Below are 25,781 nucleotides of genomic sequence, written 5' to 3'. Positions count from 1 at the left end.
GCCATGATCCGGAAGCGAAGCCTTGGCGCCCTTTCCGGCCTGGCTCTGATGCTGGCTGCGCCATCGGCGTGGGCGGAGACCATCCGGGTGACGATCGAAAAGCTCGTGTTTTCGCCCGCCGAAATCAGCGCCGCCGTCGGCGACGTGATCGAGTGGGACAACAAGGACGTCATGGCGCACACGGCAACGGCCAAGGGTGATTTCGACGTGGTGATACCACCGAAAAAGATGGCGACACTCACCGTCACCAAGGCCGGAACCTTCGACTATACCTGCCGCTTTCACCCGAACATGAAAGCGCGACTGCAGGTGCGATGAAAGACTTGAGGACGGCGGTGCGAGCGCATCCCCACGCGCCGCCGTTCACGGCGAAGTCACCGGACACCGGCTGTATCCGGAAACCGAATTATGCCATGGAAGCGGCTGGTTCCATCGAGGAGGCGGCACGGCCATGAAGAAGATCGGTTTTCTTTCCTTCGGACACTGGACGCCCTCGCCGCAGTCGCAGACGCGATCGGCGGGCGACGCCCTGCTGCAATCGATCGATCTCGCCGTTGCGGCCGAAGAACTCGGCGCAGACGGCGCCTATTTCCGCGTTCATCACTTCGCCCGCCAGCTCGCCTCGCCGTTTCCGCTTCTGGCGGCGGTCGGTGCAAAGACGAGCCGGATCGAGATCGGCACCGCCGTCATCGACATGCGCTACGAGAACCCGCTCTACATGGCCGAGGATGCGGGTGCGGCCGACCTCATCGCCGGTGGTCGGCTGCAGCTCGGCATCAGCCGCGGCTCGCCGGAACAGGTGATCGATGGCTGGCGCCACTTCGGCTACCAGCCGTCCGAGGGCGAGACTGAGAGCGACATGGCAAGAAGGCACGCGGAAGTGCTGCTCGACGTCCTGCGCGGCGACGGCTTCGCCGAACCCAATCCGCGGCCGATGTTCCCCAATCCTCCCGGCCTGCTGCGCCTCGAGCCGCATTCCGCGGGCCTCAGAGAACGCATCTGGTGGGGCGCAAGCTCGAACGCCACGGCCGTCTGGGCCGCCAAGCTCGGCATGAACTTGCAGAGCTCGACGCTGAAGGATGACGAGACCGGGCTGCCGTTCCATGTCCAGCAGGCCGACCAGATCCGCGCCTACCGGGAAGCCTGGAAGGCGGCGGGGCACATGCGCGAGCCGCGCGTCTCGGTCAGCCGCAGCATCTTTGCGTTGGTGGACGATCGCGACCGCATGTATTTCGGCGGCGGAAACAAGCAGGAAGACCAGATCGGTTTCATCGACGACAAGACGCGGGCGATTTTCGGGCGCAGCTACGCCGCAGCACCCGACGTGCTGGTCGAGCAACTGGCAAAGGACGAGGCGATTGCCGAGGCCGACACGCTGCTCCTGACGGTCCCGAACCAGCTTGGCGTCGAGTACAACGCCCATGTGATCGAGGCGATCCTCAAGCATGTCGCGCCGGCACTTGGTTGGCGCTAGCGACAGGCGACGCCTCAAACTCCAGGCATCTGAAATAGGCATCTGAATTCAGGCACCCGGCCGGATCAGGGAGCGCGGCGGTACTGCCGCGCCCCTTCGCTTAGCCAGTTCTTCAGGGAACCTGCGGCGGATGCGCGACGCCCAGATAGTAGTCGCCCTGTCCGCCGCTCTGATACTCGCCCGTATAGCGCTGGCGGGCATCACCCAGCGTGCGGGCCGGAGGGCGGTAGACATAACCCGGCGCCGGATCGACATACGGATCGACATAGATGCTGCCAGTCGGCATCGGATCGACATAGACTTGCGGCTCTACAGGCTCGACATAGACCGGGCCGGGCGCGGGTTCGACATAGTAGGGTTGCCCGTAGAGCACCCGGTTCTGGGTGCCCGGCGGATTGTGCGGATCGATGCCGGTGTAGAAGCCGTTGGCGAGCGCCGGTGCTGCCGTGCCAAGGGCAAAAACGATTGCGGCGAATGACATTCCGTTCGAAAGCTTCATGGCGTTGCTCCTGTCTCGGCTGAGCATCCGACCATCTGGCAGCATCGCCCCCGGTGGATGCGAACGTCGAGAGAGAATAACGCGTAATCGCTGCAACCGTTCCGCACGCGACCTTAGTGCAGTCCGAAGATGCCGAGCAGTTCCTCGCGCTGGCGCACGAAGGCGCTGGCGCTGCGGTCGCGCGGCCGCGGCAGGTCGATCTCGATCAGCCGAGGTTCGCCGCCCTTTTCGCGCGGCAGGATGAGGATACGGTCGGCGAGATAGATCGCCTCCTCGAGATCATGGGTGACGAGCACGGTTGTCACGTCCTCGTCGCGCCAGATCCGCGCCAACTCCTGCTGCATGCTGATCTTGGTCATGGCGTCCAGCGCGCCCAGCGGCTCGTCGAGCAGCAGGATTTCCGGCTGGACCGCAAGCGCCCGGGCAATGCCGACGCGTTGCGCCATACCGCCCGACAATTGCCGCGGATAGGCGTCTTCGAACTGTTGCAGGCCGACCAGTTGCACGTAGCGCCGCGCCCGGTCTCGTGCCTGCCCACGGGAAAGACCACGCGTCTCCAGCCCGAAGCCGACATTGTCGAGCACCGTCAGCCAGGGCAGGAGCCGCGGCTCCTGGAAGATCACGGCACGGTCGGTGCCGACACCTCTCGTCAGCTTTCCGTCGATCAGCACCTCTCCGGCATCCGGATCCTCAAGACCCGCCAGCACCCGAAGCAGGGTCGTCTTGCCCGAACCGCTGGCGCCGACGATAGCGAGCGTCTCGCCGGAGCGGATATTAAGGTTGATATCCCGAAGCACAGGCAAGGGCGTGCCGTTCAGGCGGTAGGACTTGGAGAGGTGACGGATCGTCACCTCTCCCCGGCGAGGGTTCTGGGTAACGCTCATGGAACGTCCTCAGTTGCTGGCCGTTGCGCCGTCGACGGCCAAGAGAACGTCCTTTGGCGCCAGCTGGCCCTGCTTGAGCTTGCCTTCGCGCACCAGCACGTCAATCCAGAATTGGAGGTCACGCTCGACCGGCAGGCCACCGGCCCGCACCCCATAGCCGCGGAAGTACTGGGCGATCTCAGGATTTTCCCCGCGGGCCTTCAGGGCCTTGGCAAGGATGTCCTTCGTTTCCTGCGGATGTTCGCGGGCATAGTCGAGCGCGCGGGCCGACTGCAGCACGAAGGTCTTTGCCGCCTCCGGATGCTCCTTCACGAAGTCGCGTCTGAGCACGACGAAGCCGCCGGCGATCTCGCCGAGCACGTCGGTGTCGTCGAAGATCGCGCGCAGACCACCATTCTTACGAGCCACGCCCTCGAAGGTCGTCTGCCAATAGCCGAAGGCCGAGATATCCACCTGGCCGGAGCGCAGGACCTGTTCCAGTTGCGGACCGGGCACGACCACCTGGTTGGCGGCATCTGTCGGCAGGCCGACAGAGTGCAAGGCCTCGCGGATCGTATAGTCGAGGTGCGCACCGAGCGTGTTCACCGCTATGCTCTTGCCGGCGATGTCCTTGATGCTTTTGATCGGGCTGTCTTCCAGCACGTAGAAAATCGACTGCACTTCGTCATTGATGCCGTTGGAGGGATAGGCGGCCACGAAATCGTTGCCGCTGATAATCGAGTTCAGCACGGCCGATGTCGCCGCGCTGCCGATCTCGACGTCGCCGGAGGCCAGCGCGATCAGTGATGCCGGGCCGCCGGTGGCGTAGCCGACGCTCTCGATCGTGATGCCGGTTCCATCAAAATAGCCGAGTTCCTGCGCGAGTTCATGTGCCGACAGACCGCCTTGGCTGGCGAGATAGCGAAGCGTGACCGCGTCGGCAGCGGCCGCCGGTGAAACAAGGCCAAGTGTGACGGCTGCCGAGAGAAGAAGATTGCGGGGGTGGAAGGTCATCTCGATATCCTTTCGAAGGGGAACTGGTAAGGCGGTCAGGCGTTCGGCGCAGACCAGCGGCAGAGATTGCGCTGGATGAGAACGAGCAGCGCATTGGCGGCGAGACCGAGCAGGGCAAGCAGCAGGATCGATGCAAACATCAGCGGGATCTGGAAGTTGTATTGGGCGTTCATCACCTGGAAGCCGATGCCCTTGTTCGCTCCGATCATTTCGGCAGCGATCAGAAGCAGCAACGCGGTCGTGGCCGAGAGCCTGAGGCCGACGAAGATCGCAGGCACGGAGGCCGGCAGAACCACGCGGCGGAAGACGGCGAGCGAGCCGGCGCCGTAGGTGCGAGCCATCTCGATCAGCTTCCTGTCGACCTCCTTGACCCCACCGATCGTCGACAGGAGGATCGGAAAGAGCGTCGCCCAGAAGATCACGAAGACCTTCGACGTTTCGCCGAGACCGAGCAGCAGAATGAAGACCGGGTAGAGCGCCAGGGCCGAGGTCTGGCGGAAAAGCTGCAGGACGGGGTCGAGTGCCTGTTCGACAAGCCGGACCTGGCCCATGAACAGCCCGAGCGGGATTCCAACCGCGACGGCGGCTGCAAAGGCAATGCCCGACCGCTGCAGGCTGATGGCGATGTCGTCGAGCAGCGCGCCGCCGGCGATGCCGTCCCAAAGGGCCGACAGGATCACGTCGAGCGGCGGAAACACCGCCGCGTTGACCCAGCCCACGGTGCTTGCAACCTGCCAGAAGGCCAGAAACGCAAGCACGAGGCCGTAGCGGGCGACGATCGAGCCGAGCAGGCGGCGCCAGCGCGGCACGGAGTTCGGCCGGGAATGCGCGGCGGGCGAAGTGGAACTCTTGGCAAGAGCCTCACGGCGCGCCGTTGCAAAGCCTGCCGCAAGCGAGGGGTTGATGGTTTCATAGGACATGGCAACACCTCACTCCGCTGCTTGAACGACCGACCGGGCGGCAGTCCAGCGGTTGACGGGTACGGGCAGGCCGAGGTTTTCGCGCAGCGTCCTGCCCTCGTAGGCGGTGCGGAACAGGCCGCGACGCTGCAATTCCGGGATCACCAGCTCGACGAAGTCGTCGAGCGCCGTCGGGAACCATGGCGGCAGGATGTTGAAGCCATCGGCGGCTTCGTTCTCGAACCATTCCTGCAGGGTATCGGCGATCTGCCCCGCCGTACCGACAATCGTGTAGTGGCCGCGCGCCGACGCGATCCATTGGTAGAGCTGGCGAATGGTGAAGTTGTTCTCGTCGGCGATCTGGCGGATCAGCGCCTGGCGGCTCTTCATGCCCTCGGTCGGCGGCGCCGGCGGCAGCGGCCCGTCGAGGTCGTAGCCACGGAGATCGAGCGTTCCGCCGGTCAGGCCGTTGAGCAGGCCGATGCCGTCCTCCTCGACGATGAGCGAGGTCAGCCGTTCGTATTTCTCCCGCGCCTCGGCTTCCGTACGGCCGACGAAGGGCGAGACACCGGGCATGACCAGGATGTGGTCCGGGTTGCGGCCCAGGCCTCGGGCGCGGGCCTTGATATCGCGATAGAATTCCTGCGCCGTTTCGATGTGCTGGTGCGCCGTGAAGATCACCTCCGCAGTGGCGGCGGCAAGGCCCCTGCCATCATCGGACTGGCCGGCCTGCACGATGACGGGATGTCCCTGCGGCGAGCGCGATATGTTGAGCGGACCGCGGACCTTGAAATGCTCGCCGCGGTGATCCGTGTCGTGCAACTTCGCCGGATTGAAAAAGACGCCCGTTTGCTTGTCGCGGATGAAGGTATCGTCCTCGAAACTGTCCCAGAGCTTCTTGACCACATCGACATGCTCGGCGGCGCGCCGGTAACGCTCGGCATGCGGAAGCTGCGTGTCGCGGTTGAAATTCTGGGCGGTCGGATCACCCGTGGTCGTCACCACGTTCCATCCGGCGCGACCGCCGGAAATGAGGTCGAGCGACGCGAACTTGCGCGCTGTCGTATAGGGTTCCTCATAGGTCGTCGACGAGGTGGCTATGAAACCGAGATGGGTGGTGAGTGGCGCCAGCGCCGAAAACAGGGTCACCGGTTCGAAGCCGGCAACACGGGCATTGCCGCCCTCTCGCGCGCCACCGAAGCCGATCGCCAGCCCGTCGGCAAGAAAGTAGGCATCGAACAGACCACGTTCGGCGGTCAGCGCCAGCTGCTTGTGAAACTCGAAACTGGTCGCCCCGTCGGCTGGCTGGTCGGGGTGGCGCCAGGCGGCAATATGCTGCCCGCCGCCGGGAAGAAAGGCTCCAAGCCGGATCTTGCGTGTCATCTCAATCCTCTCCTGTTCTCGCTTTAAACTCGAGGAGATCACCCTGCCGAAGGCGAAGCGCACAAGGCGCTCCGCAACACGCGGCGAACTCCGGCCACGACAGACAGGTTACATTATACACTAATTTTATAGAGAAAGAGGATTTCAACGAGACGTGCCGGGATTGAAATGTTTTTCGTCAGTTCGCCCGGTTTAGAGATCGATGACCGCTTCGCCGCCCTCAGGCGCAATCCGGCCGGAGCGAGAGTGCGCGGTTGATCCGGGAAAATATTCCACTTGGAATAGTTTTCGAGCCAAAGGTTTTCTTATCTCGACCAGAATACTCGACTATTTTTCGGGCACTTGCGGCGGCCATTGCCTAAAAATGTGGCCGCCGCCACACAATGAGAGTGAAAGACGTGTCCCAAGCAACCACCCAATCCTCACCAAAGCCGATCTATGCTTCCTTCGGGTTCCAAGTCCTGGCGGCCATGGTCATCGGCCTGCTGCTCGGCCTCGTCGCCCGCAATATGGGCGTCGATGCCAGCGGCAATGCCAACTGGCTGACGGTCACCCTGCAGACGATCGGCTCGATCTTCGTCCAGCTTCTGCGTGCGCTCGTGCCGCCGCTCGTCTTTACCGCCATCGTCGCCTCGATCGCCAACCTGGCGACGCTGCAGAATGCCGCCAAGCTCGTGTGGCAGACGCTGCTCTGGTTCGCGATCACCTCTCTCATCGCCGTCGTCATCGCCATCGCACTCGGCCTGATCATTCAGCCGGGCATCGGTTCGGCCGTTTCGCAGGAAGCTGCCAAGGCCCCCTCCTATTCCGGCTCGTGGCTCGATTTCCTGAAGGGCCTCGTGCCCGCCAACATGCTCGGCCTTGAAGCCAGCACCAAGGTCACCGACACGGGTGCCACCACCTCGCTCAATTTCAACGTGCTGCAGATCCTCGTCGTTTCGATCGCCGTCGGCGCCGCGGCGCTGAAGGTGGGCGATGCTGCCAAGCCGTTCCTCGCCTTCAACCAGTCGCTTCTCGCGATTGTGCGCAAGGTCCTCTGGTGGGTTATCCGGCTGACGCCGATCGGCACGATCGGCCTGCTCGGTCGCGCCGTTGCCCAGTACGGCTGGGAAACGCTGGCGCAGCTCGGCTGGTACACCGCTGCCGTCTATATCGGCCTTGCGATCGTGCTCTTCGTCGTCTACCCGGCGCTGCTTGTCGGCCACGGCCTGAGGCCCTCGCGCTTCTTTGCCGGCGCCTGGCCGGCGATCCAGCTCGCCTTCGTTTCACGCTCCTCCGTCGGCACCCTGCCCGTTACCGAAACAGTGACAGAAAAGAGCCTCGGCGTGCCGCGCGAATATGCCGCCTTCGCCGTGCCGCTCGGCGCCACCACCAAGATGGACGGCTGCGCCGCGATCTACCCGGCCATCTCGGCGATCTTCATCGCGCAGTTCTTCGGCCTGCCGCTCGGCATCCAGGAATATGTGCTGATCGTCTTCGTCTCGGTGCTCGGCTCTGCCGCAACCGCCGGCCTCACCGGCGCGACTGTCATGCTGACGCTGACGCTTTCGACGCTCGGCCTGCCGCTCGAAGGCGTCGGCCTGCTGCTCGCCATCGACCCGATCCTCGACATGGGCCGCACGGCGGTTAACGTCGCCGGTCAGGCGCTCGTGCCGACGATCGTCGCCAAGCGCGAAGGCATTCTCGACGAGACCGTCTACAATGGCGACAAGGTGCTCGACGACCTGGAACCGCTTGGCGCCGCTGCACGCGCTGCCTGACGGCGTGAAACGACGCATGCGGGCCGCAAGGTCCGCATGCCGTGTTATACTTCAGGCGTTCCGCCTGTTGAGGGATCGGCGATGTCGTCGACCAACTTTCATCTCGTCACCGAATGGACGATCTCCTCCCAGCTTGAAGACGTGTGGCGTGAACTCAGCACGCCGGAACGCTGGCCCGAGTGGTGGCCATCGGTGAAGCAGGTTAAGCTGGTAAACGAGGGGGACGAACATGGTGTCGGCGCCGTCAGGCGCATGCGCTGGTCGACGGCACTCCCCTACGAACTGGTCTTCGACATGGAGACCACCAAAGTCGAGCCGCCTCTCTTCATCGAAGGCCGGGCCTTGGGCGAACTCGACGGCATCGGCCGCTGGACCCTGCAAGGCGAAGGCAGCGCTTGCCGCGTTCGCTATGACTGGATCGTGACCGTCACGAAGCCCTGGATGGTCCGTCTTTCCTTTATCCTCAGACCCGTCTTTCGCTGGAACCACGGGGTGGTGATGGAGCGCGGCCGCCGCGGCCTCTCGAAGAGGCTGGCCTAAAGCAACGGCGGGCACATTCCGGAAAGACGCGCCGGCGGACGACTATTGCGCCAGAGCGCGTTCCTCGTGCCTGATGATTTCGCCCAGGCGCTGGGCGCCCGGTCCCGTCGCATCTGGATCCGGATAGACCAGATACATGGCGCCACAACGCCCGCCTTCGGACACCGCAGCAACCATCGAAAATCACTCCTTGAAATATCCTATCCAGGGGGATAGGATATCGACATGAGCGAGCACAGACACGACACCCATCCCGAGATCGTCAAGCGGCTGAAACGCGCGGAGGGGCACCTGAAGAGCGTCATCACCATGATCGAAGGCGGCCGCTCCTGCCTCGACATCGCCCAGCAGCTCCACGCAGTGGAGAAGGCGATCAGCCAGGCGAAGCGAACCCTGATCCAGGATCACCTGGACCATTGCCTTGAAGACACGATCGGGGCGCTTCCGCACGAGCAGCGCCACTCCATCGACGAGTTCAAGGCGATCACGAAATACCTCTGAGCAGCAAATCCGCTGCCACAAACCGCCACCGAGCGAGGCCCAATCATCATGCTGCAGATCCTCGCAAACCGCACCTATCGCCACCTGTTCCTGGCGCAGGTGATCGCGCTGATCGGAACCGGCCTCGCAACCGTCGCGCTTGGCCTTCTCGCCTATGATCTGGCCGGCGCCGAAGCGGGCGCGGTGCTCGGGACGGCGCTCGCGATCAAGATGATCGCCTATGTCGGCGTGGCGCCGATCGCCGCCGCCTTCGCCGAACGGCTTCCACGCCGTGCCATGCTCGTCAGCCTCGATCTGGTGCGCGCTGCCGTCGCGCTGTTCCTGCCGTTCGTGACCGAGATCTGGCAGGTCTATGGGCTGATCTTCGTGCTGCAGTCGGCCTCGGCCGCCTTTACCCCCACCTTCCAGGCGACCATTCCCGACGTGCTGCCGGATGAAAAGGAATACACGCGCGCCCTGTCGCTCTCGCGGCTTGCCTATGATCTCGAAAGCGTCGCAAGCCCGATGCTCGCTGCGGCACTGCTTAGCGTCGTCAGTTTCCACGACCTGTTTGCCGGCACGGTGATCGGCTTCCTCGCCTCGGCCGCCTTCGTCGTGTCCGTCGCGCTGCCAAGCCCGAAGGCTACGGAACGGCGCGGTATCTACGACCGCACGACACGGGGTCTGCGCATTTATCTCTCGACGCCACGGCTGCGCGGCCTGCTCGCGCTCAATCTCGCGGTCTCGGCGGCGGGTTCAATGGTCATCGTCAACACGGTGGTGCTGGTTCAGGCCGGCTTCGACCTTACCCAGACCGACACGGCGATCGCGCTTGCCGCCTTTGGCTGCGGCTCGATGATTGCCGCGCTGATGCTGCCGCGCCTGCTCGACAGGACGCCCGACCGTTTCGCAATGTTTTCCGGGGCGACGATCCTCGTCGCCGGCCTGTTCATCGGGCCCCTCGTTCCAAATTTCGCTTCGCTGCTGCCGCTGTGGCTCGCCATCGGTCTCGGCTACTCGCTGACCCAGACGCCGTCCGGCCGGTTGCTGCGCCGCTCCGCCCAGCCCGAAGACCGGCCGGCGCTCTTTGCAGCGCAGTTCGCCCTTTCGCATGCCTGCTGGCTGATCACCTATCCGCTGGCCGGCTGGCTCGGCGCTACCGCCGGGCTCGGCACGACCTTCATCGCGCTTGGCCTCATCGCCATCGGCGCCGTCGCCGCGGCCGCCCGGCTCTGGCCCGCGCCCGACCCGGACGAAATCGAACACACCCATCACGCGCTGGCGGGCGATCACCCCCATCTTGCCGGTGCGACGCGCGTCGGCAGCGGCCACCGCCACACCCATGTGTTCGTGATCGACAGCCATCACCCGGACTGGCCAGCCCAGCGGTAGGCAACGGCCGCTACTTGGAAGCGGTGCTGTTGCCGGCAAAAGACAGGATCGCCGCATCGGCGATCTCGGCGAAACGAGCACTTGGCCCTTCGGCGCCGCTGCTCTGCTGCGCGGCGCGCGCGCCATCGATCAGCAGCAGCAGCGTGTCGCCGAGCAGCTCTGCGTCGGCGATGCCGGCCCGGCGGCACAGCTCGACGACCCGGTCGCGCTGCGCATCCTTGAAGAGGCGGATCACCTCGCGGCCGGGGTGATCCTCATCGGTCAGCTGCACGGCGGCGCTCATCATTTCACATTGGCACTTGTCCTCGCCGAGGTGTTCGGCGATACGCCGAACCCAGGCCCTGAGCTGACCGAGACCGTCGCCCGGGTGCTGGTCTTCCAGTTCGCGCCAGAAGCCATCCATCTCCATTCCCGCATGGCGCAGGCATTCGACGATCAGCTCGTCCTTCGAACTGAAGTGGCGGTAGAGCGTCATCTTGTTGCTCTCGGCAGCATCGGCAATCGCATCGACGCCGGTTCCGCGAATGCCGCGGCGGCGAAAGAGATCACGCGCCGCCTCGACGATGCGATCGCGCGGCGAACGACGGGATGGTTTGCAGAAATCCGTTGTCATCGCAGTGGTCCGGCGTGAACGGCGCGGAAAATCTTGCCCCTTGACGCCCTGTCATTGGTCGATAACATGCGACGATGTTACCGACCAGTAACATTTTCGCCACCGTGGCAAATCAAGGAGCATCCGCTTGCGGCAAAGAGCTCTTCCGGAAACGGCGGCGGTAACAGCAGAAAAATTTCATGCGCAGTGTCGGTGAGCGCGGTCGCCAGGCGTCTTTTAGCCAGAGCGCACACCGCAGAGACTTTTTAGATTCGATAACGCTCGTGATTTGGTCGTCGTGATTAGGACCGGAGCGGCCCTTCATGATCTCGTGCTGGAGCCTTATGATGCGCATGCTGGATGGGCTGAAGGCTGGGGAGACCGTCGCTGACCGCAAGGTCCGCGCGGCGGGCGTGCCGGTGCCGAGTTTCCGCCACGCCGCCTGCTGCGATGGTGGCGCTCCCAAAGGATCGGCCCCATGATTGACTTCTTCATCCACCGGCCGATCTTCGCATCGGCGATCGCCATCATCATGACGCTCGCCGGCGGCATCTGCTATTTCCTGCTGCCGATTTCGCAGTTTCCCGACGTCACGCCGCCGCAGATCGTCGTTGCCGCCAACTATCCGGGCGCCAGCGCCCAGGTGGTCGCCGACACGGTGACGACGCCGCTCGAACAGCAGATCAACGGCGTGCCCGGCATGCTCTACATGACCTCGACGAGTTCGAACGACGGCTCGTCGCGCATCATCATTTCCTTCGAGGTCGGCTATCCGATCGACGTCGCCGCGCTCGACGTGCAGAACCGCGTCTCGCAGGCCGCCTCCTCGCTTCCGGCCCTCGTCAACCAGACCGGCGTGACCATCGCCAAGCAGATCCCGAACTTCACCGTGCTCGTCAGCCTGGATTCGCCTGACAATTCGGTCGATTTCGCCGCGGTCAGCAACTACGCCTACCTGCAGATCCTCGATCCACTCAAACGCCTGCCGGGCGTTGGCGACGTCCAGCTTTTCGGCGAGCGCCGCTATTCGATGCGCGTCTGGCTCGATCCGGATCGCATGGCCAATCTCGGCATTACCGCCGTCGACGTCCAGAACGTCATTGCCGAGCAGAACATCCAGGTCGCCGGCGGCAAGATCGGGCAATCGCCGGCACCGGCCGGCACGCCCTTCGAGATGCAGATCAACGCGCTCGGACGCTTGAGCGACCCGTCCCAGTTCGGCGACATCGTGCTGCGCGCCGACCAGACGACGGGGGCAACGACGCGGCTGCGCGATGTGGCGCGCATCGAGCTCGGCGCGCTGCTCTATTCCTCGTCGGTCACCTTCAACGGCAAGGAAAGCGTCGTGCTTGCCGTCTTCCAGGCACCGGGCTCCAACGCGCTCGACCTGCAGGCCCGCGTGCAGGCGAAGATGGACGAGCTGTCGCAGCGCTTCCCCGCGGGCATCGCCTACCACATGTTCTACGACACCACGCGTTTCGTCTCGGCGGCGATGAAGGATGTCGTGTTCACGCTGCTCGAGGCGCTCGCCCTCGTCGTCTTCGTCGTCTTCATCTTCCTGCAAAACCTGCGCACGACGATCATCCCTACGATCGCCATTCCGGTTTCGTTGATCGCGACGCTGGTCGTCATGTATCTCTTCGGCTTCTCGCTCAACATGCTGAGCCTGCTCGGCATGGTGCTTGCCATCGGACTTGTGGTCGACGACGCGATCGTCGTCGTCGAGAACGTCGAACGCCAGCTGGAGGCCGGGCTGCCGCCGCTCGAGGCCACCAAAAAGGCGATGCAGGAGGTGACCGGCCCGATCATCGCGACGACCGCGGTGCTGCTGGCCGTCTTCATCCCCGTCGCCTTCATTCCGGGCGTCGCCGGCAGCCTCTACAACCAGTTTGCGCTGACGGTCGCAATCTCCGTCGCTTTTTCCGCCTTCAACTCGCTGACCCTCAGTCCGGCGCTGAGCGCCGCGTTCCTGCGCTATCGCGGCGAGCCGCGTTTTGCCCTCTTCCGCTGGTTCAACAGCGGTTTTCACGCCCTGTCGCACGGTTATGCGCGCAGCGTCGCCGGGCTCGTGCGCTGGCGCTGGGCGCTGTTTGCCGTCTTCCTCGCCGCGATCGCCTCGACCTATGCGCTATGGCAGCGCATCCCCTCGACCTTCCTGCCGGTCGAGGACCAGGGCTATTTCTTCGTCGTCATCCAGTTGCCCGATGGTGCCTCGCTCGAACGCACCGAGGCGGTCGCGCGGCGATCCGAAGAGATCCTGCGCGGCACCGCCGGCGTCGATTTCGTCGGTTCGGTCGTCGGCTTCAACTTCCTGTCCTTCGCCGCCCAGTCAAACTCGGCCGTGCAATTCGCCGTATTGAAGCCATGGGACGAGCGGCCGCCCGAACAAGGCGCCTCGGCGCTGCGTGAAGAGGTGATGCCGCAACTGCTGCAGATCCCGGACGCGCTGGTGCTCGCCTTCGACCCGCCGTCGATCCAGGGGCTGGGTGCTACCGGTGGCTTCGAGTTCCAGGTGGAGGACCTTGCCGGCCGCAGCGCCGAGGCGCTGAACGACGCGACGCAGGCGCTGATCGCCGAGGCGCGCAAGCAGCCGGAAATCAATCCCTACCAGCTGTTCACCACCTTCAGCACCTCGAGCCCACAGTTCGACTATGACCTCGACCGCGACAAGGCGAAGCTGCTGGGCCTGAGCCTGCCGGATATCTTCAGCACACTGCAGATCTATTTCGGCTCGCTCTATGTCAACGACTTCAACATCTTCGGCCGCACCTTCCGCGTGACGCTGCAGGCCGATCAAGGCGCACGCGCCTCGGCCACCGATCTCTCTCGTCTCTACGTGCGCAACACTGAGGGGGAAATGGTGCCGCTCAATACGCTAGGAACCTTCAAGCCGACGGTCGGCCCGGAGACCATCACCCACTACAACAATTACCCCTCGGCGCTGATCAACGGTGCGGCAGCACCCGGCTTCAGCTCGAGCCAGGCGGTGGCGGCGATGGAGCGGGTGGCAAAAACGACGCTGCCCAGGGACTACACATTCGAGTGGACCGGCATTACTTATCAGGAGATCCGGGCAGGCTCGATCGCCGCGCTCGTCTTTGCGCTCGCCCTCGTCTTCTGCTTCCTGATCCTGGCCGCCCAGTATGAAAGCTGGTCGATGCCTTTCATGGTGCTGCTGTCAGTGCCGCTCGCGCTTTTGGGCGCGCTTTCGGCGCTCTGGCTGCGCGGTATGCAGATCGACGTCTATTCGCAGATCGGTTTCGTGATGCTGGTCGGACTTGCCGCCAAGAACGCCATCCTGATCGTCGAGTTCGCAAGACGCCGACGCGAGGAAGGGCTCGACGTCGTCGCAGCCGCCGCGGAAGCGGCGCGTCTCCGGCTGCGGCCGATCCTGATGACGGCCTTCGCCTTCATCCTCGGCGTGCTGCCGCTGATGTATGCCAGAGGCGCAGGTGCTGCCAGCCGCCAGTCAATCGGCACCACCGTCTTCGGCGGCATGCTGGCGGCGACGATCCTCACACTCATTTTCGTCCCGGTCTTCTACGCGGTCATCGAAAAATGGCGCGAGGGCACGTCCTCGCAGCCGATCGGCCAGCGTCACGAGCCGGAGGCGGCGGAATAGGAATTGGAGCCTGACATGCGTGGTTCGAGACTGGTCCTTGCCGCAGCGGTCGTGGTCGCCGCCCTTGCTGCGGCCTATCATTACAAGAACGGCGGCTTCGAGCTGAAGGGCGGCGACGCCGGCGCGGCGGTGGGGCCGCCGCAACAGGCCATGCCCGTGCCGGTCGCCTCGGTCGTCAAGAAAACCATTCCGATCTATCTCGACTATTCGGCCCGCACCGAAGCGATCCGCAACGTGACGCTCCGCGCCAAGATCACGGGCTATATCGAGTCGCAGGCGGTGCCCGACGGTTCGGATGTGAAGGAAGGTGATCTGCTCTATCGGATCGACCCGCGCGATTATCGGGCAGCTCTCGATCAGGCAAAGGCCCAGGTCGAGCGCGACCAGGCGTCGCTCGCCTATCTCCGCTCCAATCTCAACCGCGGCAACGAACTGGCCACGACGGGTTACCTCGACAAGGACAGCTTCGATCAGCGCCAGAGTGCTGTGCACCAGGCCGAAGCGGCACTGGAGATGTCTCGGGCGGCGGTGCGCACCGCCGAGATCAATTTCGACTACACCGAAATCCACGCGCCCTTTGCCGGCCGGCTCGGCCGCGACCAGGCGCCGGAGGGAACGCTTGTCAGCAACACCGCCGGGACACCGCTCAACAACCTCGTGCAGCTTTCGCCGATCTATGTTTCCTTCAACCCGAGCGAAACAGAACTCGCCGACATCCAGAAGGCCCGGGCGAAGGGGAAAGTGCAGGCGGAAGTGCTTTTGCCTGGCGACAAGGAACCGCGCTATCGCGGCGACCTCACCTTCATCAACAACACGGTCGAGGGAAATACCGGAACGGTGGTGGCGCGCGTGACGATCGACAATACTGATCTTTCCCTGCTGCCCGGCCAATATGTCCGCGTCCGGCTGAAGATCCGCGACGAGCCGAACGTGCTGATGGTGCCGGAAACGGCGCTCGGCTCGAGCCAGCTCGGCAAATACATCTATGTCGTCGGCAAGGGGGAAACGGTCGAGCAGCGGCTCGTCACCCTCGGGCCGACGAGCGGTGATCTCATCGGCCTGACCTCAGGCGTTGCGGAAGGCGATCAGGTGATCGCGGGAAACCTGCAGAAGATTTTCCCGGGCGCACCGGTCAAACCGATGCCGGCCGAGCAGGCGCAGAAATAGGCCGTTCGCCGGCCCGGCCTACGCCCTTTTCAGGATCGGGAAGACCATGCCGAACGTGATGACGGCAATGGCAACGACCTGAAGCAGCGTCGGAACTTCACCAAGAACGACGACCCCCGCCGCGGTCGTCGTCACCGGGACGCACGGCATGAACAGCGACGCAGGCTGCGGACCCAATTGACGGATGACATAGGTGTAGAGAACGCTCGCGAGCGCTCCGGCGAGAAAGCCTTGGATGACGAATTGCGTGGCAATTTCGGTGAAAGAGGCGGCAGCGAGCCCGCTGGGCGCCAGGATGTGCAGCAAGGGCAACGGCAGACAGGAGAAGAACACCACTGCGATCGTCGCCGTCACGGCGTCGACGGACCATAGCCGCACCAGCACCGCAAAGGTGGCAAACATCAACCCCGAAACGGCGAACAACAGATCACCGCGCAATGTCCCGGCGTCGGCGACGCCCGATTGGAGCACGAACAGCAAAAGGCCGGCAATGACCGTGGCAACGCCAGCAAGACGCGTGCCGGAGGCCTTGTCCTTGAAGACGAGACGGGAAAACAGGAACGAGAAGAAGACGATTACGGCGGGAGACAGTGCTGCCGCATGGGCGACCGGTGCCAGCGAAAGTCCCTGGTTGATGATGAGCGGATAGGGCAGCCCCGTCAGCAGCGCCAGCACGGTTGCCTTGCGCCAGCCAAGCTGCATCAACTTCGGCAGGCCGACGCTGAGGAACACCGGCAGGAAGGCCAGGGCGGCGCCAGAGAACCGCAAGGTGACGATGTCGGCGGCGGTCAGATGCTCGCGCAGACTGAACCGGGCGGCCACGAACTGTAAGGTGGTGATTGCGACGACCGCCACCCCTGCCCATATCGCCAGCCGCCGGCTGCGGTCGCCCTCCCCCATCGTAACACTTTGCACGCCCGTCTCTCCACATTGCGGAAGCCTTACCCGGCGGCTTCGACAGAAGCACCGTATTGCGCGAACGGCCGCGTCAAAATACACTGATTTCAATGAATCTAAGCGATTATCACTCTTTCATGGACCAAATAGTGTGAAGAACGAAATTGCAGGCCTCGACACCATCGATCGCACCTTGTTGAGATTGCTGCAGGAAGATGGCCGGCGGACCACACTGGAGCTGGCAGAGCGTGTCGGCCTGTCGCCAACGGGCACGAGCCAGCGCGTGAAGCGCCTCTTCCGCGAGGGTTACGTGAAGGCCGTGCGAGCGATCCTCGATCCGAAGAAGATCGGCCGGGGCACCGTCGTCTTCATCCAGGTGCGCCTCGACCATACCGCCCCGCATATCTTCGAGCGCTTCTCTGACGCGGTTGCAAAGGCGCCGGAAGTTCTGGAATGCCACATGGTGATCGGCGGCTTCGACTATCTGGTGAAGGCGCGCATTGCCGACATGTCGCTGTTCCAGGATTTTCTCGAACGGGTGATTTTGCCCCTGCCCGGCGTCAGGGAGACGCACACCTACGCCTCGGTCGGCGACGTCAAGCCGGACGCGCTGCTACCGATCTGATGCTCAGGCGGGCTCCGGCCACTGCCAGGTTCGCCCCAGCAAAGCGGCGCAACCTCAAATCGGACGTGAAGTAGCAGGCCGCGGCGAGTCATTGGGGTGCCGGGCGTTATTATTCCTCGAGCGACTGGCGACCTAACGCGCGCGGGCCACCAATCCCTTCGTCACAGGGTGCAATCTTCGCCCGGCAACGCTGCCCGGAAACCCAGGAGCACGCCGAGCGTCGAGCGTTTTTCGACGAGATCCGCGAGCGTGTACTTGTCGAAGACCGCGACGAAGGCGGCCGTGGCTTCCGAAAGGACGGACGGCAGGCTGCAGGCCGGAGCGATGCGGCAACCTCGGCAATCGATCAGATCGGACAACTCCTCCGTGTGCCGGAGGAGAGCGCCGAGATTGATTTCGTTCGCAGCCCTAGCGAGCCTGATACCGCCGTTCCGGCCGCGTACAGCCTCCAGAAACCCCGCATTCGCGAGGTCTTGAACCACTTTCATCATATGGTTCTGCGAGACCGAGAAGGTATCGGATATCTCCCGGATGGAGCTGAGCCCAGTGGGCTGGGAGCCCAGATAGATCATCAGGCGCATCGCATAGTCGGTGTATTTCGTAAGCCTCATCGCGGGATCTGCGTCAAAAAGTCCATTCAAAAAACATGCATTTGATTAGCATCTTTGATCGCAAGCGAATAGATGCATTTCAGATACATCTTTAAGGGTCATTCGCGATGAACGCGCGAACGGTAGCCGGAGCTGAGATCAGGATGATCGTCGAATGCTTCCAGGGCGAAGTCCGCATTAACAGCATTTTGAGCGCGGGATTCGCTGCCGCGAGAGATTGGGACACAGTTCCCGATCACCGGGCCCGGTGAATTGCCGGCTGCATTTCCAGGATCACCAACCTGCCCCCACTGATACGTCCCACCGAAAGGAAAAAATCATGCCGAAACCACTCTCCCCCGAGACTGTCCAGATCGTGAAAGCCAGCGCTCCGGCGCTCGCGGCCCACGGAACGGAAATCACGAAGAGCATGTATGCCCGCCTCTTCCGTGACGATCATATCCGCGCGCTGTTCAACCACGCCAATCAGGGCGAAGGCGGTTCACAGGTCAACGCGCTTGCCGCCGCCATTCTCGCGTATGCGCAGAACATCGATAATCTCGGCGTGCTTGGCCCGGTGGTCGAACGGATCGCCCACAAGCACATCGGCTACCATATCCTTCCGGAGCACTATCCCTTTGTAGCCAAGGCTCTTCTCGCCGCCGTCGAGGATGTGCTCGGAAGTGCTGCAACCCCTGAGCTCCTGAACGCATGGGGCGAGGCCTATTGGTTCCTGGCCGATATTCTCAAGGAGCGCGAAACCGCCATACGCGGCGAACTGATGGAGCGCTCGGGCGGTTGGAACGGCTGGAGAGATTTCGTCATCGCCTCAAAAGTTCGCGAGAGCGACGTCGTCACCTCGTTTATCCTGAAACCCAAGGACGGCGGTCGCGTTGCGCGCCACAGACCCGGCCAATATCTGACGTTTCGCTTCCAACTGGACAATGGCCTGGAGATGAAGCGCAACTACTCGATCTCCAGCGGGCCGAACGACAGCTTCTACCGCATCTCGGTAAAGCGCGAGGCGCAGGGGCAAGGCGGATCGCGATATCTCCACGATCAGGCGACCGTCGGCACGGTCTTGAGCGCGACCCCGCCGGCCGGCGACTTCTTCCTCCCCGAAGCGCCGGAAGCACCGGTGGTATTGCTGTCGGGTGGCGTCGGCCTGACCCCCATGGTCAGTATTCTCGAGACGATCGCCGAGGAACATCCGAACCTCGAGGCGCACTTCGTCCACGGCGCGCTGAACAGCGGCACGCATGCCATGGATCGGCATGTTCGCGAACTCGCCGATGCACATGGCAAGATCACGATCAGCAGCTTCTATAGCGCGCCGGCGAACGGGGATGCCGTGGGGCTGTCGCACGACTTCGATGGCTTCATCACCGCGGAATGGCTTCGCGAGCACACGCCGATCGCCAATGCCGAATTCTATCTCTGTGGCCCCAAACCGTTCCTTCGTGCGCTCGTCCCGGCTCTTGCCAGGGAAGGCGTTTCCAGCGAGCGGGTCCACTACGAGTTCTTCGGCCCAGCCGACGAACTCATTGCAGCCTAAAATGCCTTCGGTCGGCACTTTCACGGACCGTGGAAGAGCTTGATCTCCTCATTGCCGCGGCGCTGCCTTCGCGCCGCGGCAAGCCGACCTGCGCCGAGGATTGCGGCAGTCCCGCCTGTGCGTAAACGCCATCCGAAAGATCGCCCTTGCTTTCGGACCCGCCATGCTGCATTGCAAAAAGAGCCGACACGGCAGGTCAAGCTTGGTCAGAATGCGGTCGTGGCATGCAGCACAGCAGACTAAACGTCCTGGTCATCGACGAGAATCGCATCCGCGCCGCCATCATCGAGGACGGGCTGCGCGACGCGGGCTATGACCATGTCACCGTCATCGACAATATGCACGGCCTGGCGCGACGCATCGCGGACCTCAATCCCGACGTCATCGTGATTGATCTCGAAAACCCGAACCGCGACATGCTGGAAAGCATCTTCCAGCTTTCGCGCGCGGTGAAGCGCCCGATCGCGATGTTCGTCGACAAGTCCGACGAGGCCTCCATCGAGGCGGCTGTCGAGGCCGGGGTCTCGGCCTATATCGTCGACGGTCTGAAGCAGGAACGGGTGCGCCCCATCCTGAAGATGGCGATCAGCCGCTTCAACGCATTCTCCCGCCTCAACCGCGAGCTGGAAGAAACCCGCGGCGAGTTGGAAAACCGCAAGGTGATCGACCGCGCCAAGGGCCTCTTGATGCGCTCGCGCGGGCTCTCCGAGGAAGAGGCCTATGCGCTGCTGCGCCGCACGGCGATGAACCAGAACCGCAAGATCGTCGACATCGCCCAAAGCCTCGTCACGGCGGCAAGCCTGCTCGATCCGGGAGGAAAGGAATGACGACGCGCCACGCCATCACCGCCGGTTTTGTGCCGCTCCTCGACAGCGCCTTGCTCGTTGTCGCCCGCGAGATGGGCTTTGCTGAAGAACAGGGGATCGACCTGACCCTGCTGCGTGAGCGCTCCTGGGCGAGCATCCGCGATCGGCTTGCGGTTCGCCATGTCGATGTGGCGCATATTCTCGGTCCCATGCCGATCGCCGGCAATCTCGGCCTCAATGTGCCTGCCCCTGAAATGATCGTGCCGATGTCGCTGGGTCTCGGCGGCAATGCGGTGACGGTGTCTCCGGCGCTCTGGCAAAGGATGGCGGAAAACGGCGCGACCACGGATCTCGATGCGCGCGCGAACGGTGCAGCCCTGCGCAAGGCGATCGATGCGCAGGCGGGCGCTCCGCTGCGTTTTGCCGTCGTGCATCCCTATTCCGGGCACAATTACGAACTGCGCTACTGGCTGGCGGCGAGCGGCATCGATCCGGACCGTGATATCGAGATCGTCGTGCTGCCGCCACCCGACATGGGCGATGCGCTCGCCGAAGGCGTGATCGACGGCTATTGCGCCGGCGAGCCCTGGAACACCTTCGGCGTGCTTCGCCGCGGCGCACATCTCGCCACCGTCAAGGCGGCGATCTGGCGGTCGAGCCCCGAGAAAGTGCTTGGCGTCAACGCAAAGTGGGGGGAGGCCAACCCGGAGGCGATGGCCGCCCTGCTCGTGGCGCTTCATCAGGCGTCAATTTGGTGCGCCCGCCCGGATAACCACGAGGCACTCGCGACCCTTCTGGCAAAGCCTGCCTATGTGGGGCGCGACGCCGAACTGCTTCTTCCCGCCCTCAAAGGCACGCTGCCGGTCGGCGGCGGTGAGGTCCGGGTGGTCAGAGATTTCTTCGTTCCGAATGCCAAGGCGGCGACCTTCCCCTGGAAGAGCCATGCCCTCTGGTTCTACACCCAGATGGTGCGCTGGCGGCAGATCGAGCATACGTCAGCGCGCCAGCGTATCGCCGCGGAAACCTACCGGCCGGACATCTACCGCGCCGCATTGAAGCACCTTGGTATCGCCATGCCGTCGGCAAGCGCCAAGGTGGAAGGCGCCTTGACCGTCGAAACCCCAGTCGGCTCATCGGGCGCGCTGACGCTCGGGCCGGATGGTTTCTTCGATGGCGGACGCTTCGATCCCGACGACCTCGATGCCTACATCGCTGCCCAGTCTGCAGGCTGAATGCGCGACGCCTAATTTATGCGCATTGCACAAAAAATGGCTTCGCACTGCACCAAGGAATGTCACCCACCGGGATGACGCCAGGCCGACGATTTCACTTTTTCTTTTAGATCAATAGCTTGCCAAAACTGGCACGCTGATTGCTTTTATATTCTCAGGCCCTCGGGCCAAGAGATCGGTGTCCAACGACGGGCGCCCTAGCAGCAAAGCCGCTGATCAGGACTGCGCACACGGGGCGAACCGTGTCGGGCATACCTGGCCAGCGGCTTTTTGTTTTTCACCCCCAAGATGGAGCGGCACGACCTTGTCGGGCCTCGGAGAAGCCATGTCTGAGAACAAGCAGCCATTATCCGCCAGCGAACCCACCACGGCTTTGTGGATGTCCACTTTTGCCTTCACCATCTGTTTCGCCGTCTGGACGATCTTCGCCATCATCGGCATCCGCATCAAGCAGGACCTCGCGCTCACCGAAGCGCAGTTCGGCCTGCTGGTCGGCACGCCCATCCTCACCGGTTCACTGGTGCGCATCCTGCTCGGCGTCTGGACCGGGCGCTACGGCGGGCGCCTCGTCTATACGCTGACGATGCTGGCCGCAGCCCTTGCGACCTTTCTGCTCACCTACGCCACGACCTATCCGCAGATGCTGCTCGCCGGCCTCGGCATCGGTCTTGCCGGCGGCTCTTTCGCGGTCGGCGTCGCCTATGTCTCGCCCTTCTTTCCGCCGGAAAAGCAGGGCACGGCGCTTGGCATCTTCGGCGCCGGCAATGTCGGCGCGGCGGTGACGAAATTTCTGGCGCCCTTCGTCCTCATTGCCTGGGGCTGGCAGACGGTTGCCGAGATCTGGGCGGCCGCACTCGTCGTCACGGCACTCGTCTTCTGGTTCACGACAAGCGACGATCCGGCCTTCCGCAGCCGCCGCGAGCGCCAGCTGCCAAAGCGCAGCCTGCTCCAGGAGTTCGCACCGCTGAAGAACGCCCAGGTCTGGCGTTTCTCGCTCTACTATTTCTTCGCCTTCGGCGGTTTCGTCGCCCTCTCGCTCTGGCTGCCGCGTTATCTCGTCGGCGTCTACGGCTTCGATATCGCCGTGGCGGGCATGGTCGCAGCCGCCTACTCCATCCCCGGCAGCGTCTTCCGTGCCTTCGGCGGCGTGCTTTCCGACCGCAAGGGCGCGCGTAGCGTCATGTACTGGATGCTCGGCATCTCGGCGGTGGCAACACTGATCCTGTCGCTGCCGGCCGCCGGCGAGGGCCACGGCTTCGGCATTACGCCTGCCGTCTTCATCGTCACGGTCTTCGTGCTCGGCTTCGTCATGAGCCTTGGCAAGGCCGCCGTCTACAAGCACATCCCGGCCTATTACCCGGAAAACGTCGGGGCGGTCGGCGGCATCGTCGGCATGGTCGGCGGGCTCGGGGGCTTCGTGCTGCCGATCGCCTTCGGCCTGCTCAAGGACGCGACCGGCCTGTGGTCGAGCTGCTTCCTGCTTCTCTTTGCCGTCGTCGTAGCATCGCTCCTGTGGATGCATCTTTCGATCCGCCAGATGGAACGCCGCGCGCTCACCCTGCCGACGGCTGCTGCCGCGTAAACAGACAAGGACAGACCATGACCGAGAAACTCGTCATCATCGGCAATGGCATGGCGCCGGGGCGCATGCTGGAGCACCTGCTGGAAAAGGCGCCCGGGCACTACGACGTGACCATTTTCAACGCCGAACCACGCGTCAACTACGACCGCATCATGCTGTCGCCGGTGCTGTCGGGCGAAAAGGATTACGAAGAGATCATCATCCACGGCGACGGCTGGTACATCAAACACGGCATCACGCTTTACAAGGGTCATCGCATCGTCGCGATCGACCGCGATGCCCAAACCGTGACCTCCGACCATGGCGTGACCGAAAGCTATGACAAGCTGGTGATCGCGACCGGTTCGGTGCCCTTCATCCTGCCGGTGCCCGGCAAGGACCTGCCCGGTGTCATCACCTATCGCGATCTCGATGACGTGCAGGCCATGCTGCTCGCCGCCCAGTCGCGCGAAAAAGCCGTCGTCATCGGCGGCGGCCTGCTCGGCCTTGAAGCGGCCGCCGGCCTTGCCGGTCGCGGCATGGACGTCACCGTTCTTCACGTGATGCCGACGCTGATGGACCGCCAGCTCGACCCGGCCGCCGGCTATCTCCTTGAGAAGGAGCTGGAAGGCCGCGGCATCAAGATCATCTGCAAGGCCAACACCAAGGCGATCGTCGGCAACGGCAGGGTCGAAGGCATCGAGCTCGACGACGGCCGCATCATTCCGGCGACGCTCGTCGTCATGGCCGTCGGCATTCGGCCGAGTGTCGGCCTTGCGAAGGAGGCCGGCCTTGCGATCAACCGCGGCATCGTCGTCGACCAGGGCATGCAGACCTCGGATGGCCGCATCTGGGCGCTCGGCGAATGTGCGGAAGTGGGCGGCATGGTCTATGGCCTCGTCGCGCCGCTTTACGAGATGGCCCGTGTCGCCGCCTCGCATCTGGCTGGCGACCGCTCCGCCGCCTTTGTCCATTCCGACACGCCGACCAAGCTCAAGGTCACCGGCATCGAACTTTTCTCGCTCGGCGACTTTGCCGATGGCGACGACCGCGAGGAGATCGTCCTGCGCGACGCCACGGCCGGCGTCTACAAGCGGCTGGTGCTGAAGGGCAACCGCATCATCGGCACCGTGCTCTATGGCGAAACATCCGACGGCGCCTGGTTCAACGATCTGAAGAAGAAGGAGACCGACGTCTCCGAGATGCGCCAGACCCTGATCTTCGGCCAGGCCTTCCAGGGGGGCGCTCCGCTGGACCCTATGGCGGCCGTTGCAGCCTTGCCGGATGATGCGGAAATCTGCGGCTGCAACGGCGTTTGCAAGGGTAAGATCGTTTCCACGATTGCCGACAAGGGCCTGACGTCGCTCGACGAGGTGCGCGCCCATACCAAGGCATCGGCCTCCTGCGGCTCCTGTACCGGCCTTGTCGAACAGCTGATGACGCTGACGCTCGGCGAGAGCTATAGTCCTGCCGCCGTCCAGCCGATGTGCGGCTGCACCGATCTCGGCCACGACGACGTACGTCGGCTGATCAAGGCCAAGGGCCTGAAGACCATTCCCGCGGTCATGCAGGAGCTGGAATGGAAGACCTCCTGCGGCTGCGCCAAGTGCCGCCCGGCGCTCAACTACTACCTCGTCTGCGATTTCCCCGACGAATATGCCGACGACTACCAATCGCGCTTCATCAACGAGCGCGTTCACGCCAACATCCAGAAGGACGGTACCTATTCCGTCGTGCCGCGCATGTGGGGTGGGGTCACCAATTCCGGCGAGTTGCGGGCCATCGCCGACGTGGTCGACAAGTTCGAAATCCCGCTGGTGAAGGTGACCGGCGGCCAGCGCATCGACCTGCTCGGGATCGAAAAGGAAGACCTACCTGCCGTCTGGGCCGATCTCGGCAAGGCCGGTTTCATCTCGGGCCAAGCCTATGCCAAGGGTCTGCGCACGGTGAAGACCTGCGTCGGCTCGGACTGGTGCCGCTTCGGCACGCAGGATTCCACCGGGCTTGGCATCCGGATCGAAAAGTTCATGTGGGGTTCCTGGACGCCCGCCAAGCTGAAGATGGCGGTTTCCGGCTGTCCGCGCAATTGCGCGGAGGCCACCTGCAAGGACATCGGCGTCATCTGCGTCGACTCGGGCTTCGAGATCCATTTCGCCGGTGCTGCCGGGCTCGACATCAAGGGCACCGAGGTCCTGGGCCTGGTGAAAAGCGAGGACGAGGCGCTGGAGCATATCGTGGCGCTGACGCAGATGTACCGCGAGCAGGCGCGTTATCTCGAGCGCATCTACAAATGGGCGAAACGCGTCGGCCTCGACGAGATCCGCCGCCAGATCATGGACGATGCGGACAAGCGCAAGGCCTATTTCGACCGCTTCGTCTTCAGCCAGAAATTCGCCCAGGTCGACCCCTGGTCGGAGCGCGTCTCCGGCAAGGACAAACACGAGTTCCGACCGATGGCGACGGTCGGCTTCCCCCAAGCTGCGGAGTGAGATGATGAACATGACCTGGCACCCGATCGGCGACATCTCGGACATTCCGCTGAGAGGCGCGCGCTGCGTGAAGACGCCTCAGGGCAAGATCGCCGTCTTCCGCACAGCCGAAAACGAGGTCTTCGCCATCGAGGACCATTGCCCGCACAAGGGCGGGCCGCTGTCACAAGGCATCGTCCACGCGAAGGCGGTCACCTGCCCCTTGCACAATTGGGCGATCTCGCTCGAAACCGGCAAAGCGCTCGGGGCCGACGAAGGCGCGGTGCGCACCATTCCGGTGCGTATTGACGGCGGCGCGCTGTTCATTGCGCTCGAAAGCCTGCTGATTGCGGCGGAATGAC

Annotated in this window: 25 protein-coding genes; 16 read left to right on the top strand and 9 right to left on the bottom strand. The window is 63.6% G+C overall.

The features are described from left to right. Positions 1-3: 3 nt before the first annotated feature. On the top strand, positions 4-318 hold the full coding sequence (locus ASE71_RS02685; protein ID WP_060519272.1) for a cupredoxin family copper-binding protein: 315 nt from the start codon (positions 4-6) through the stop codon (positions 316-318). Between the two features lie 133 nt (positions 319-451). Then, positions 452-1,474, top strand: a complete 1,023-nt coding sequence (locus tag ASE71_RS02680) for an LLM class flavin-dependent oxidoreductase (RefSeq protein WP_060519270.1) — start codon at positions 452-454, stop codon at positions 1,472-1,474. A gap of 112 nt (positions 1,475-1,586) precedes the next feature. On the opposite strand, the gene ASE71_RS02675 is transcribed toward ASE71_RS02680, so the two are convergent. The 5 genes from ASE71_RS02675 to ASE71_RS02655 all read right to left on the bottom strand — a co-directional run bounded on the left by ASE71_RS02675 (position 1,587) and on the right by ASE71_RS02655 (position 6,132). Next, on the bottom strand, positions 1,587-1,973 hold the full coding sequence (locus tag ASE71_RS02675) for a hypothetical protein (RefSeq protein ID WP_060519268.1): 387 nt from the start codon (positions 1,971-1,973) through the stop codon (positions 1,587-1,589). A 113-nt stretch (positions 1,974-2,086) separates the two neighbouring features. Further along, positions 2,087-2,857, bottom strand: a complete 771-nt coding sequence (locus tag ASE71_RS02670) for an ABC transporter ATP-binding protein (RefSeq protein WP_034789724.1) — start codon at positions 2,855-2,857, stop codon at positions 2,087-2,089. A 9-nt stretch (positions 2,858-2,866) separates the two neighbouring features. Next, positions 2,867-3,850 (bottom strand): ABC transporter substrate-binding protein, encoded by a 984-nt coding sequence (locus tag ASE71_RS02665; protein ID WP_060519266.1) that lies wholly within the window; start codon positions 3,848-3,850, stop codon positions 2,867-2,869. A gap of 35 nt (positions 3,851-3,885) precedes the next feature. Next, positions 3,886-4,770, bottom strand: coding sequence for an ABC transporter permease (locus ASE71_RS02660; RefSeq protein ID WP_060519264.1), 885 nt, complete (start codon positions 4,768-4,770; stop codon positions 3,886-3,888). Positions 4,771-4,779: 9 nt separating this feature from the next. Continuing rightward, on the bottom strand, positions 4,780-6,132 hold the full coding sequence (locus ASE71_RS02655; RefSeq protein WP_060519262.1) for an LLM class flavin-dependent oxidoreductase: 1,353 nt from the start codon (positions 6,130-6,132) through the stop codon (positions 4,780-4,782). A 398-nt stretch (positions 6,133-6,530) separates the two neighbouring features. On the opposite strand from ASE71_RS02655, the gene ASE71_RS02650 reads away from it, so the two are divergent. Together ASE71_RS02650 and ASE71_RS02645 are read left to right on the top strand one after the other, a co-directional pair. Continuing rightward, positions 6,531-7,892, top strand: coding sequence for a dicarboxylate/amino acid:cation symporter (locus tag ASE71_RS02650; protein ID WP_060519260.1), 1,362 nt, complete (start codon positions 6,531-6,533; stop codon positions 7,890-7,892). 81 nt (positions 7,893-7,973) lie between these two features. Further along, positions 7,974-8,432, top strand: a complete 459-nt coding sequence (locus ASE71_RS02645) for an SRPBCC family protein (protein ID WP_060519258.1) — start codon at positions 7,974-7,976, stop codon at positions 8,430-8,432. A gap of 42 nt (positions 8,433-8,474) precedes the next feature. On the opposite strand, the gene ASE71_RS37310 is transcribed toward ASE71_RS02645, so the two are convergent. Then, the gene (locus tag ASE71_RS37310) at positions 8,475-8,609 is read right to left on the bottom strand and encodes a hypothetical protein (protein ID WP_274533438.1); all 135 of its coding nucleotides are present in this window, start codon (positions 8,607-8,609) and stop codon (positions 8,475-8,477) included. Positions 8,610-8,657: 48 nt separating this feature from the next. On the opposite strand from ASE71_RS37310, the gene ASE71_RS02640 reads away from it, so the two are divergent. Further along, entirely contained in the window at positions 8,658-8,933 is a 276-nt protein-coding gene (locus ASE71_RS02640) for a metal-sensing transcriptional repressor (RefSeq protein ID WP_089042985.1), read from the top strand. 48 nt (positions 8,934-8,981) lie between these two features. Continuing rightward, a complete protein-coding gene (locus ASE71_RS02635; protein WP_060519256.1) occupies positions 8,982-10,304 on the top strand; it encodes an MFS transporter in 1,323 nt (440 codons plus the stop codon). Positions 10,305-10,314: 10 nt separating this feature from the next. On the opposite strand, the gene ASE71_RS02630 is transcribed toward ASE71_RS02635, so the two are convergent. After that, entirely contained in the window at positions 10,315-10,917 is a 603-nt protein-coding gene (locus tag ASE71_RS02630) for a TetR/AcrR family transcriptional regulator (RefSeq protein ID WP_060519254.1), read from the bottom strand. A gap of 326 nt (positions 10,918-11,243) precedes the next feature. On the opposite strand from ASE71_RS02630, the gene ASE71_RS37305 reads away from it, so the two are divergent. From ASE71_RS37305 to ASE71_RS02620, 3 genes are read left to right on the top strand one after another with little or no spacing between them, the layout of a single operon-like run. Further along, the gene (locus ASE71_RS37305; protein WP_255381203.1) at positions 11,244-11,378 is read left to right on the top strand and encodes a hypothetical protein; all 135 of its coding nucleotides are present in this window, start codon (positions 11,244-11,246) and stop codon (positions 11,376-11,378) included. After that, positions 11,375-14,518: an efflux RND transporter permease subunit gene (locus tag ASE71_RS02625; protein WP_060519252.1), complete on the top strand. Its 3,144-nt coding sequence runs from the start codon at positions 11,375-11,377 to the stop codon at positions 14,516-14,518. The genes ASE71_RS37305 and ASE71_RS02625 overlap by 4 nt, the downstream gene beginning before the upstream one ends. Before the next feature lie 15 nt (positions 14,519-14,533). Beyond that, positions 14,534-15,685, top strand: a complete 1,152-nt coding sequence (locus ASE71_RS02620) for an efflux RND transporter periplasmic adaptor subunit (protein WP_034789769.1) — start codon at positions 14,534-14,536, stop codon at positions 15,683-15,685. A gap of 18 nt (positions 15,686-15,703) precedes the next feature. Here the strand turns inward: ASE71_RS02620 and ASE71_RS02615 are convergent, their stop codons facing one another. Continuing rightward, positions 15,704-16,600, bottom strand: coding sequence for a DMT family transporter (locus ASE71_RS02615; RefSeq protein WP_226020735.1), 897 nt, complete (start codon positions 16,598-16,600; stop codon positions 15,704-15,706). A gap of 133 nt (positions 16,601-16,733) precedes the next feature. On the opposite strand from ASE71_RS02615, the gene ASE71_RS02610 reads away from it, so the two are divergent. Continuing rightward, positions 16,734-17,207 carry an Lrp/AsnC family transcriptional regulator gene (locus ASE71_RS02610; RefSeq protein ID WP_034789774.1) on the top strand — a complete coding sequence of 158 codons (474 nt, stop codon included), beginning with the start codon at positions 16,734-16,736 and terminating at the stop codon, positions 17,205-17,207. A gap of 161 nt (positions 17,208-17,368) precedes the next feature. Here ASE71_RS02610 and ASE71_RS02605 read toward each other — a convergent pair whose 3' ends face one another. Then, positions 17,369-17,818, bottom strand: a complete 450-nt coding sequence (locus ASE71_RS02605) for an Rrf2 family transcriptional regulator (protein ID WP_060519247.1) — start codon at positions 17,816-17,818, stop codon at positions 17,369-17,371. 319 nt (positions 17,819-18,137) lie between these two features. Between ASE71_RS02605 and hmpA the strand changes: the two genes are divergently transcribed. The 6 genes from hmpA to nirD all read left to right on the top strand — a co-directional run bounded on the left by hmpA (position 18,138) and on the right by nirD (position 25,780). Further along, positions 18,138-19,352: an NO-inducible flavohemoprotein gene (gene hmpA, locus ASE71_RS02600; RefSeq protein WP_060519244.1), complete on the top strand. Its 1,215-nt coding sequence runs from the start codon at positions 18,138-18,140 to the stop codon at positions 19,350-19,352. Between the two features lie 224 nt (positions 19,353-19,576). Then, positions 19,577-20,179, top strand: coding sequence for an ANTAR domain-containing response regulator (locus ASE71_RS02595; protein WP_034789780.1), 603 nt, complete (start codon positions 19,577-19,579; stop codon positions 20,177-20,179). Then, a complete protein-coding gene (locus ASE71_RS02590) occupies positions 20,176-21,390 on the top strand; it encodes a CmpA/NrtA family ABC transporter substrate-binding protein (protein ID WP_060519242.1) in 1,215 nt (404 codons plus the stop codon). Before ASE71_RS02595 ends, ASE71_RS02590 begins: the two co-directional genes overlap by 4 nt. Positions 21,391-21,715: 325 nt before the next feature. Further along, on the top strand, positions 21,716-22,972 hold the full coding sequence (locus ASE71_RS02585; protein WP_060519240.1) for an MFS transporter: 1,257 nt from the start codon (positions 21,716-21,718) through the stop codon (positions 22,970-22,972). 17 nt (positions 22,973-22,989) lie between these two features. Further along, complete coding sequence (nirB, locus tag ASE71_RS02580) at positions 22,990-25,440, top strand: nitrite reductase large subunit NirB (RefSeq protein WP_060519238.1); 2,451 nt, start codon at positions 22,990-22,992, stop codon at positions 25,438-25,440. Between the two features lie 4 nt (positions 25,441-25,444). Next, a complete protein-coding gene (gene nirD, locus ASE71_RS02575) occupies positions 25,445-25,780 on the top strand; it encodes a nitrite reductase small subunit NirD (protein ID WP_370689609.1) in 336 nt (111 codons plus the stop codon). Position 25,781 lies beyond the last annotated feature (1 nt).

Source organism: Ensifer sp. Root954, assembly GCF_001429005.1.
Classification (GTDB): Bacteria; Pseudomonadota; Alphaproteobacteria; order Rhizobiales; family Rhizobiaceae; genus Ensifer; species Ensifer adhaerens.
This window is presented reverse-complemented; position numbering and strand designations above follow the sequence as displayed.

What these genes read in the sequence shown, in the direction of transcription:
- ASE71_RS02685 (WP_060519272.1), top strand. Translation starts at nt 4, where the DNA reads ATGATCCGGAAGCGAAGCCTTGGCGCCCTTTCCGGCCTGGCTCTGATG.
- ASE71_RS02680 (WP_060519270.1), top strand. Translation starts at nt 452, where the DNA reads ATGAAGAAGATCGGTTTTCTTTCCTTCGGACACTGGACGCCCTCGCCG.
- ASE71_RS02675 (WP_060519268.1), bottom strand. Translation starts at nt 1,973, where the DNA reads ATGAAGCTTTCGAACGGAATGTCATTCGCCGCAATCGTTTTTGCCCTT.
- ASE71_RS02670 (WP_034789724.1), bottom strand. Translation starts at nt 2,857, where the DNA reads ATGAGCGTTACCCAGAACCCTCGCCGGGGAGAGGTGACGATCCGTCAC.
- ASE71_RS02665 (WP_060519266.1), bottom strand. Translation starts at nt 3,850, where the DNA reads ATGACCTTCCACCCCCGCAATCTTCTTCTCTCGGCAGCCGTCACACTT.
- ASE71_RS02660 (WP_060519264.1), bottom strand. Translation starts at nt 4,770, where the DNA reads ATGTCCTATGAAACCATCAACCCCTCGCTTGCGGCAGGCTTTGCAACG.
- ASE71_RS02655 (WP_060519262.1), bottom strand. Translation starts at nt 6,132, where the DNA reads ATGACACGCAAGATCCGGCTTGGAGCCTTTCTTCCCGGCGGCGGGCAG.
- ASE71_RS02645 (WP_060519258.1), top strand. Translation starts at nt 7,974, where the DNA reads ATGTCGTCGACCAACTTTCATCTCGTCACCGAATGGACGATCTCCTCC.
- ASE71_RS37310 (WP_274533438.1), bottom strand. Translation starts at nt 8,609, where the DNA reads ATGGTTGCTGCGGTGTCCGAAGGCGGGCGTTGTGGCGCCATGTATCTG.
- ASE71_RS02640 (WP_089042985.1), top strand. Translation starts at nt 8,658, where the DNA reads ATGAGCGAGCACAGACACGACACCCATCCCGAGATCGTCAAGCGGCTG.
- ASE71_RS02635 (WP_060519256.1), top strand. Translation starts at nt 8,982, where the DNA reads ATGCTGCAGATCCTCGCAAACCGCACCTATCGCCACCTGTTCCTGGCG.
- ASE71_RS02630 (WP_060519254.1), bottom strand. Translation starts at nt 10,917, where the DNA reads ATGACAACGGATTTCTGCAAACCATCCCGTCGTTCGCCGCGCGATCGC.
- ASE71_RS37305 (WP_255381203.1), top strand. Translation starts at nt 11,244, where the DNA reads ATGCGCATGCTGGATGGGCTGAAGGCTGGGGAGACCGTCGCTGACCGC.
- ASE71_RS02625 (WP_060519252.1), top strand. Translation starts at nt 11,375, where the DNA reads ATGATTGACTTCTTCATCCACCGGCCGATCTTCGCATCGGCGATCGCC.
- ASE71_RS02620 (WP_034789769.1), top strand. Translation starts at nt 14,534, where the DNA reads ATGCGTGGTTCGAGACTGGTCCTTGCCGCAGCGGTCGTGGTCGCCGCC.
- ASE71_RS02605 (WP_060519247.1), bottom strand. Translation starts at nt 17,818, where the DNA reads ATGAGGCTTACGAAATACACCGACTATGCGATGCGCCTGATGATCTAT.
- hmpA (WP_060519244.1), top strand. Translation starts at nt 18,138, where the DNA reads ATGCCGAAACCACTCTCCCCCGAGACTGTCCAGATCGTGAAAGCCAGC.
- ASE71_RS02595 (WP_034789780.1), top strand. Translation starts at nt 19,577, where the DNA reads ATGCAGCACAGCAGACTAAACGTCCTGGTCATCGACGAGAATCGCATC.
- ASE71_RS02590 (WP_060519242.1), top strand. Translation starts at nt 20,176, where the DNA reads ATGACGACGCGCCACGCCATCACCGCCGGTTTTGTGCCGCTCCTCGAC.
- ASE71_RS02585 (WP_060519240.1), top strand. Translation starts at nt 21,716, where the DNA reads ATGTCTGAGAACAAGCAGCCATTATCCGCCAGCGAACCCACCACGGCT.
- nirB (WP_060519238.1), top strand. Translation starts at nt 22,990, where the DNA reads ATGACCGAGAAACTCGTCATCATCGGCAATGGCATGGCGCCGGGGCGC.
- nirD (WP_370689609.1), top strand. Translation starts at nt 25,445, where the DNA reads ATGAACATGACCTGGCACCCGATCGGCGACATCTCGGACATTCCGCTG.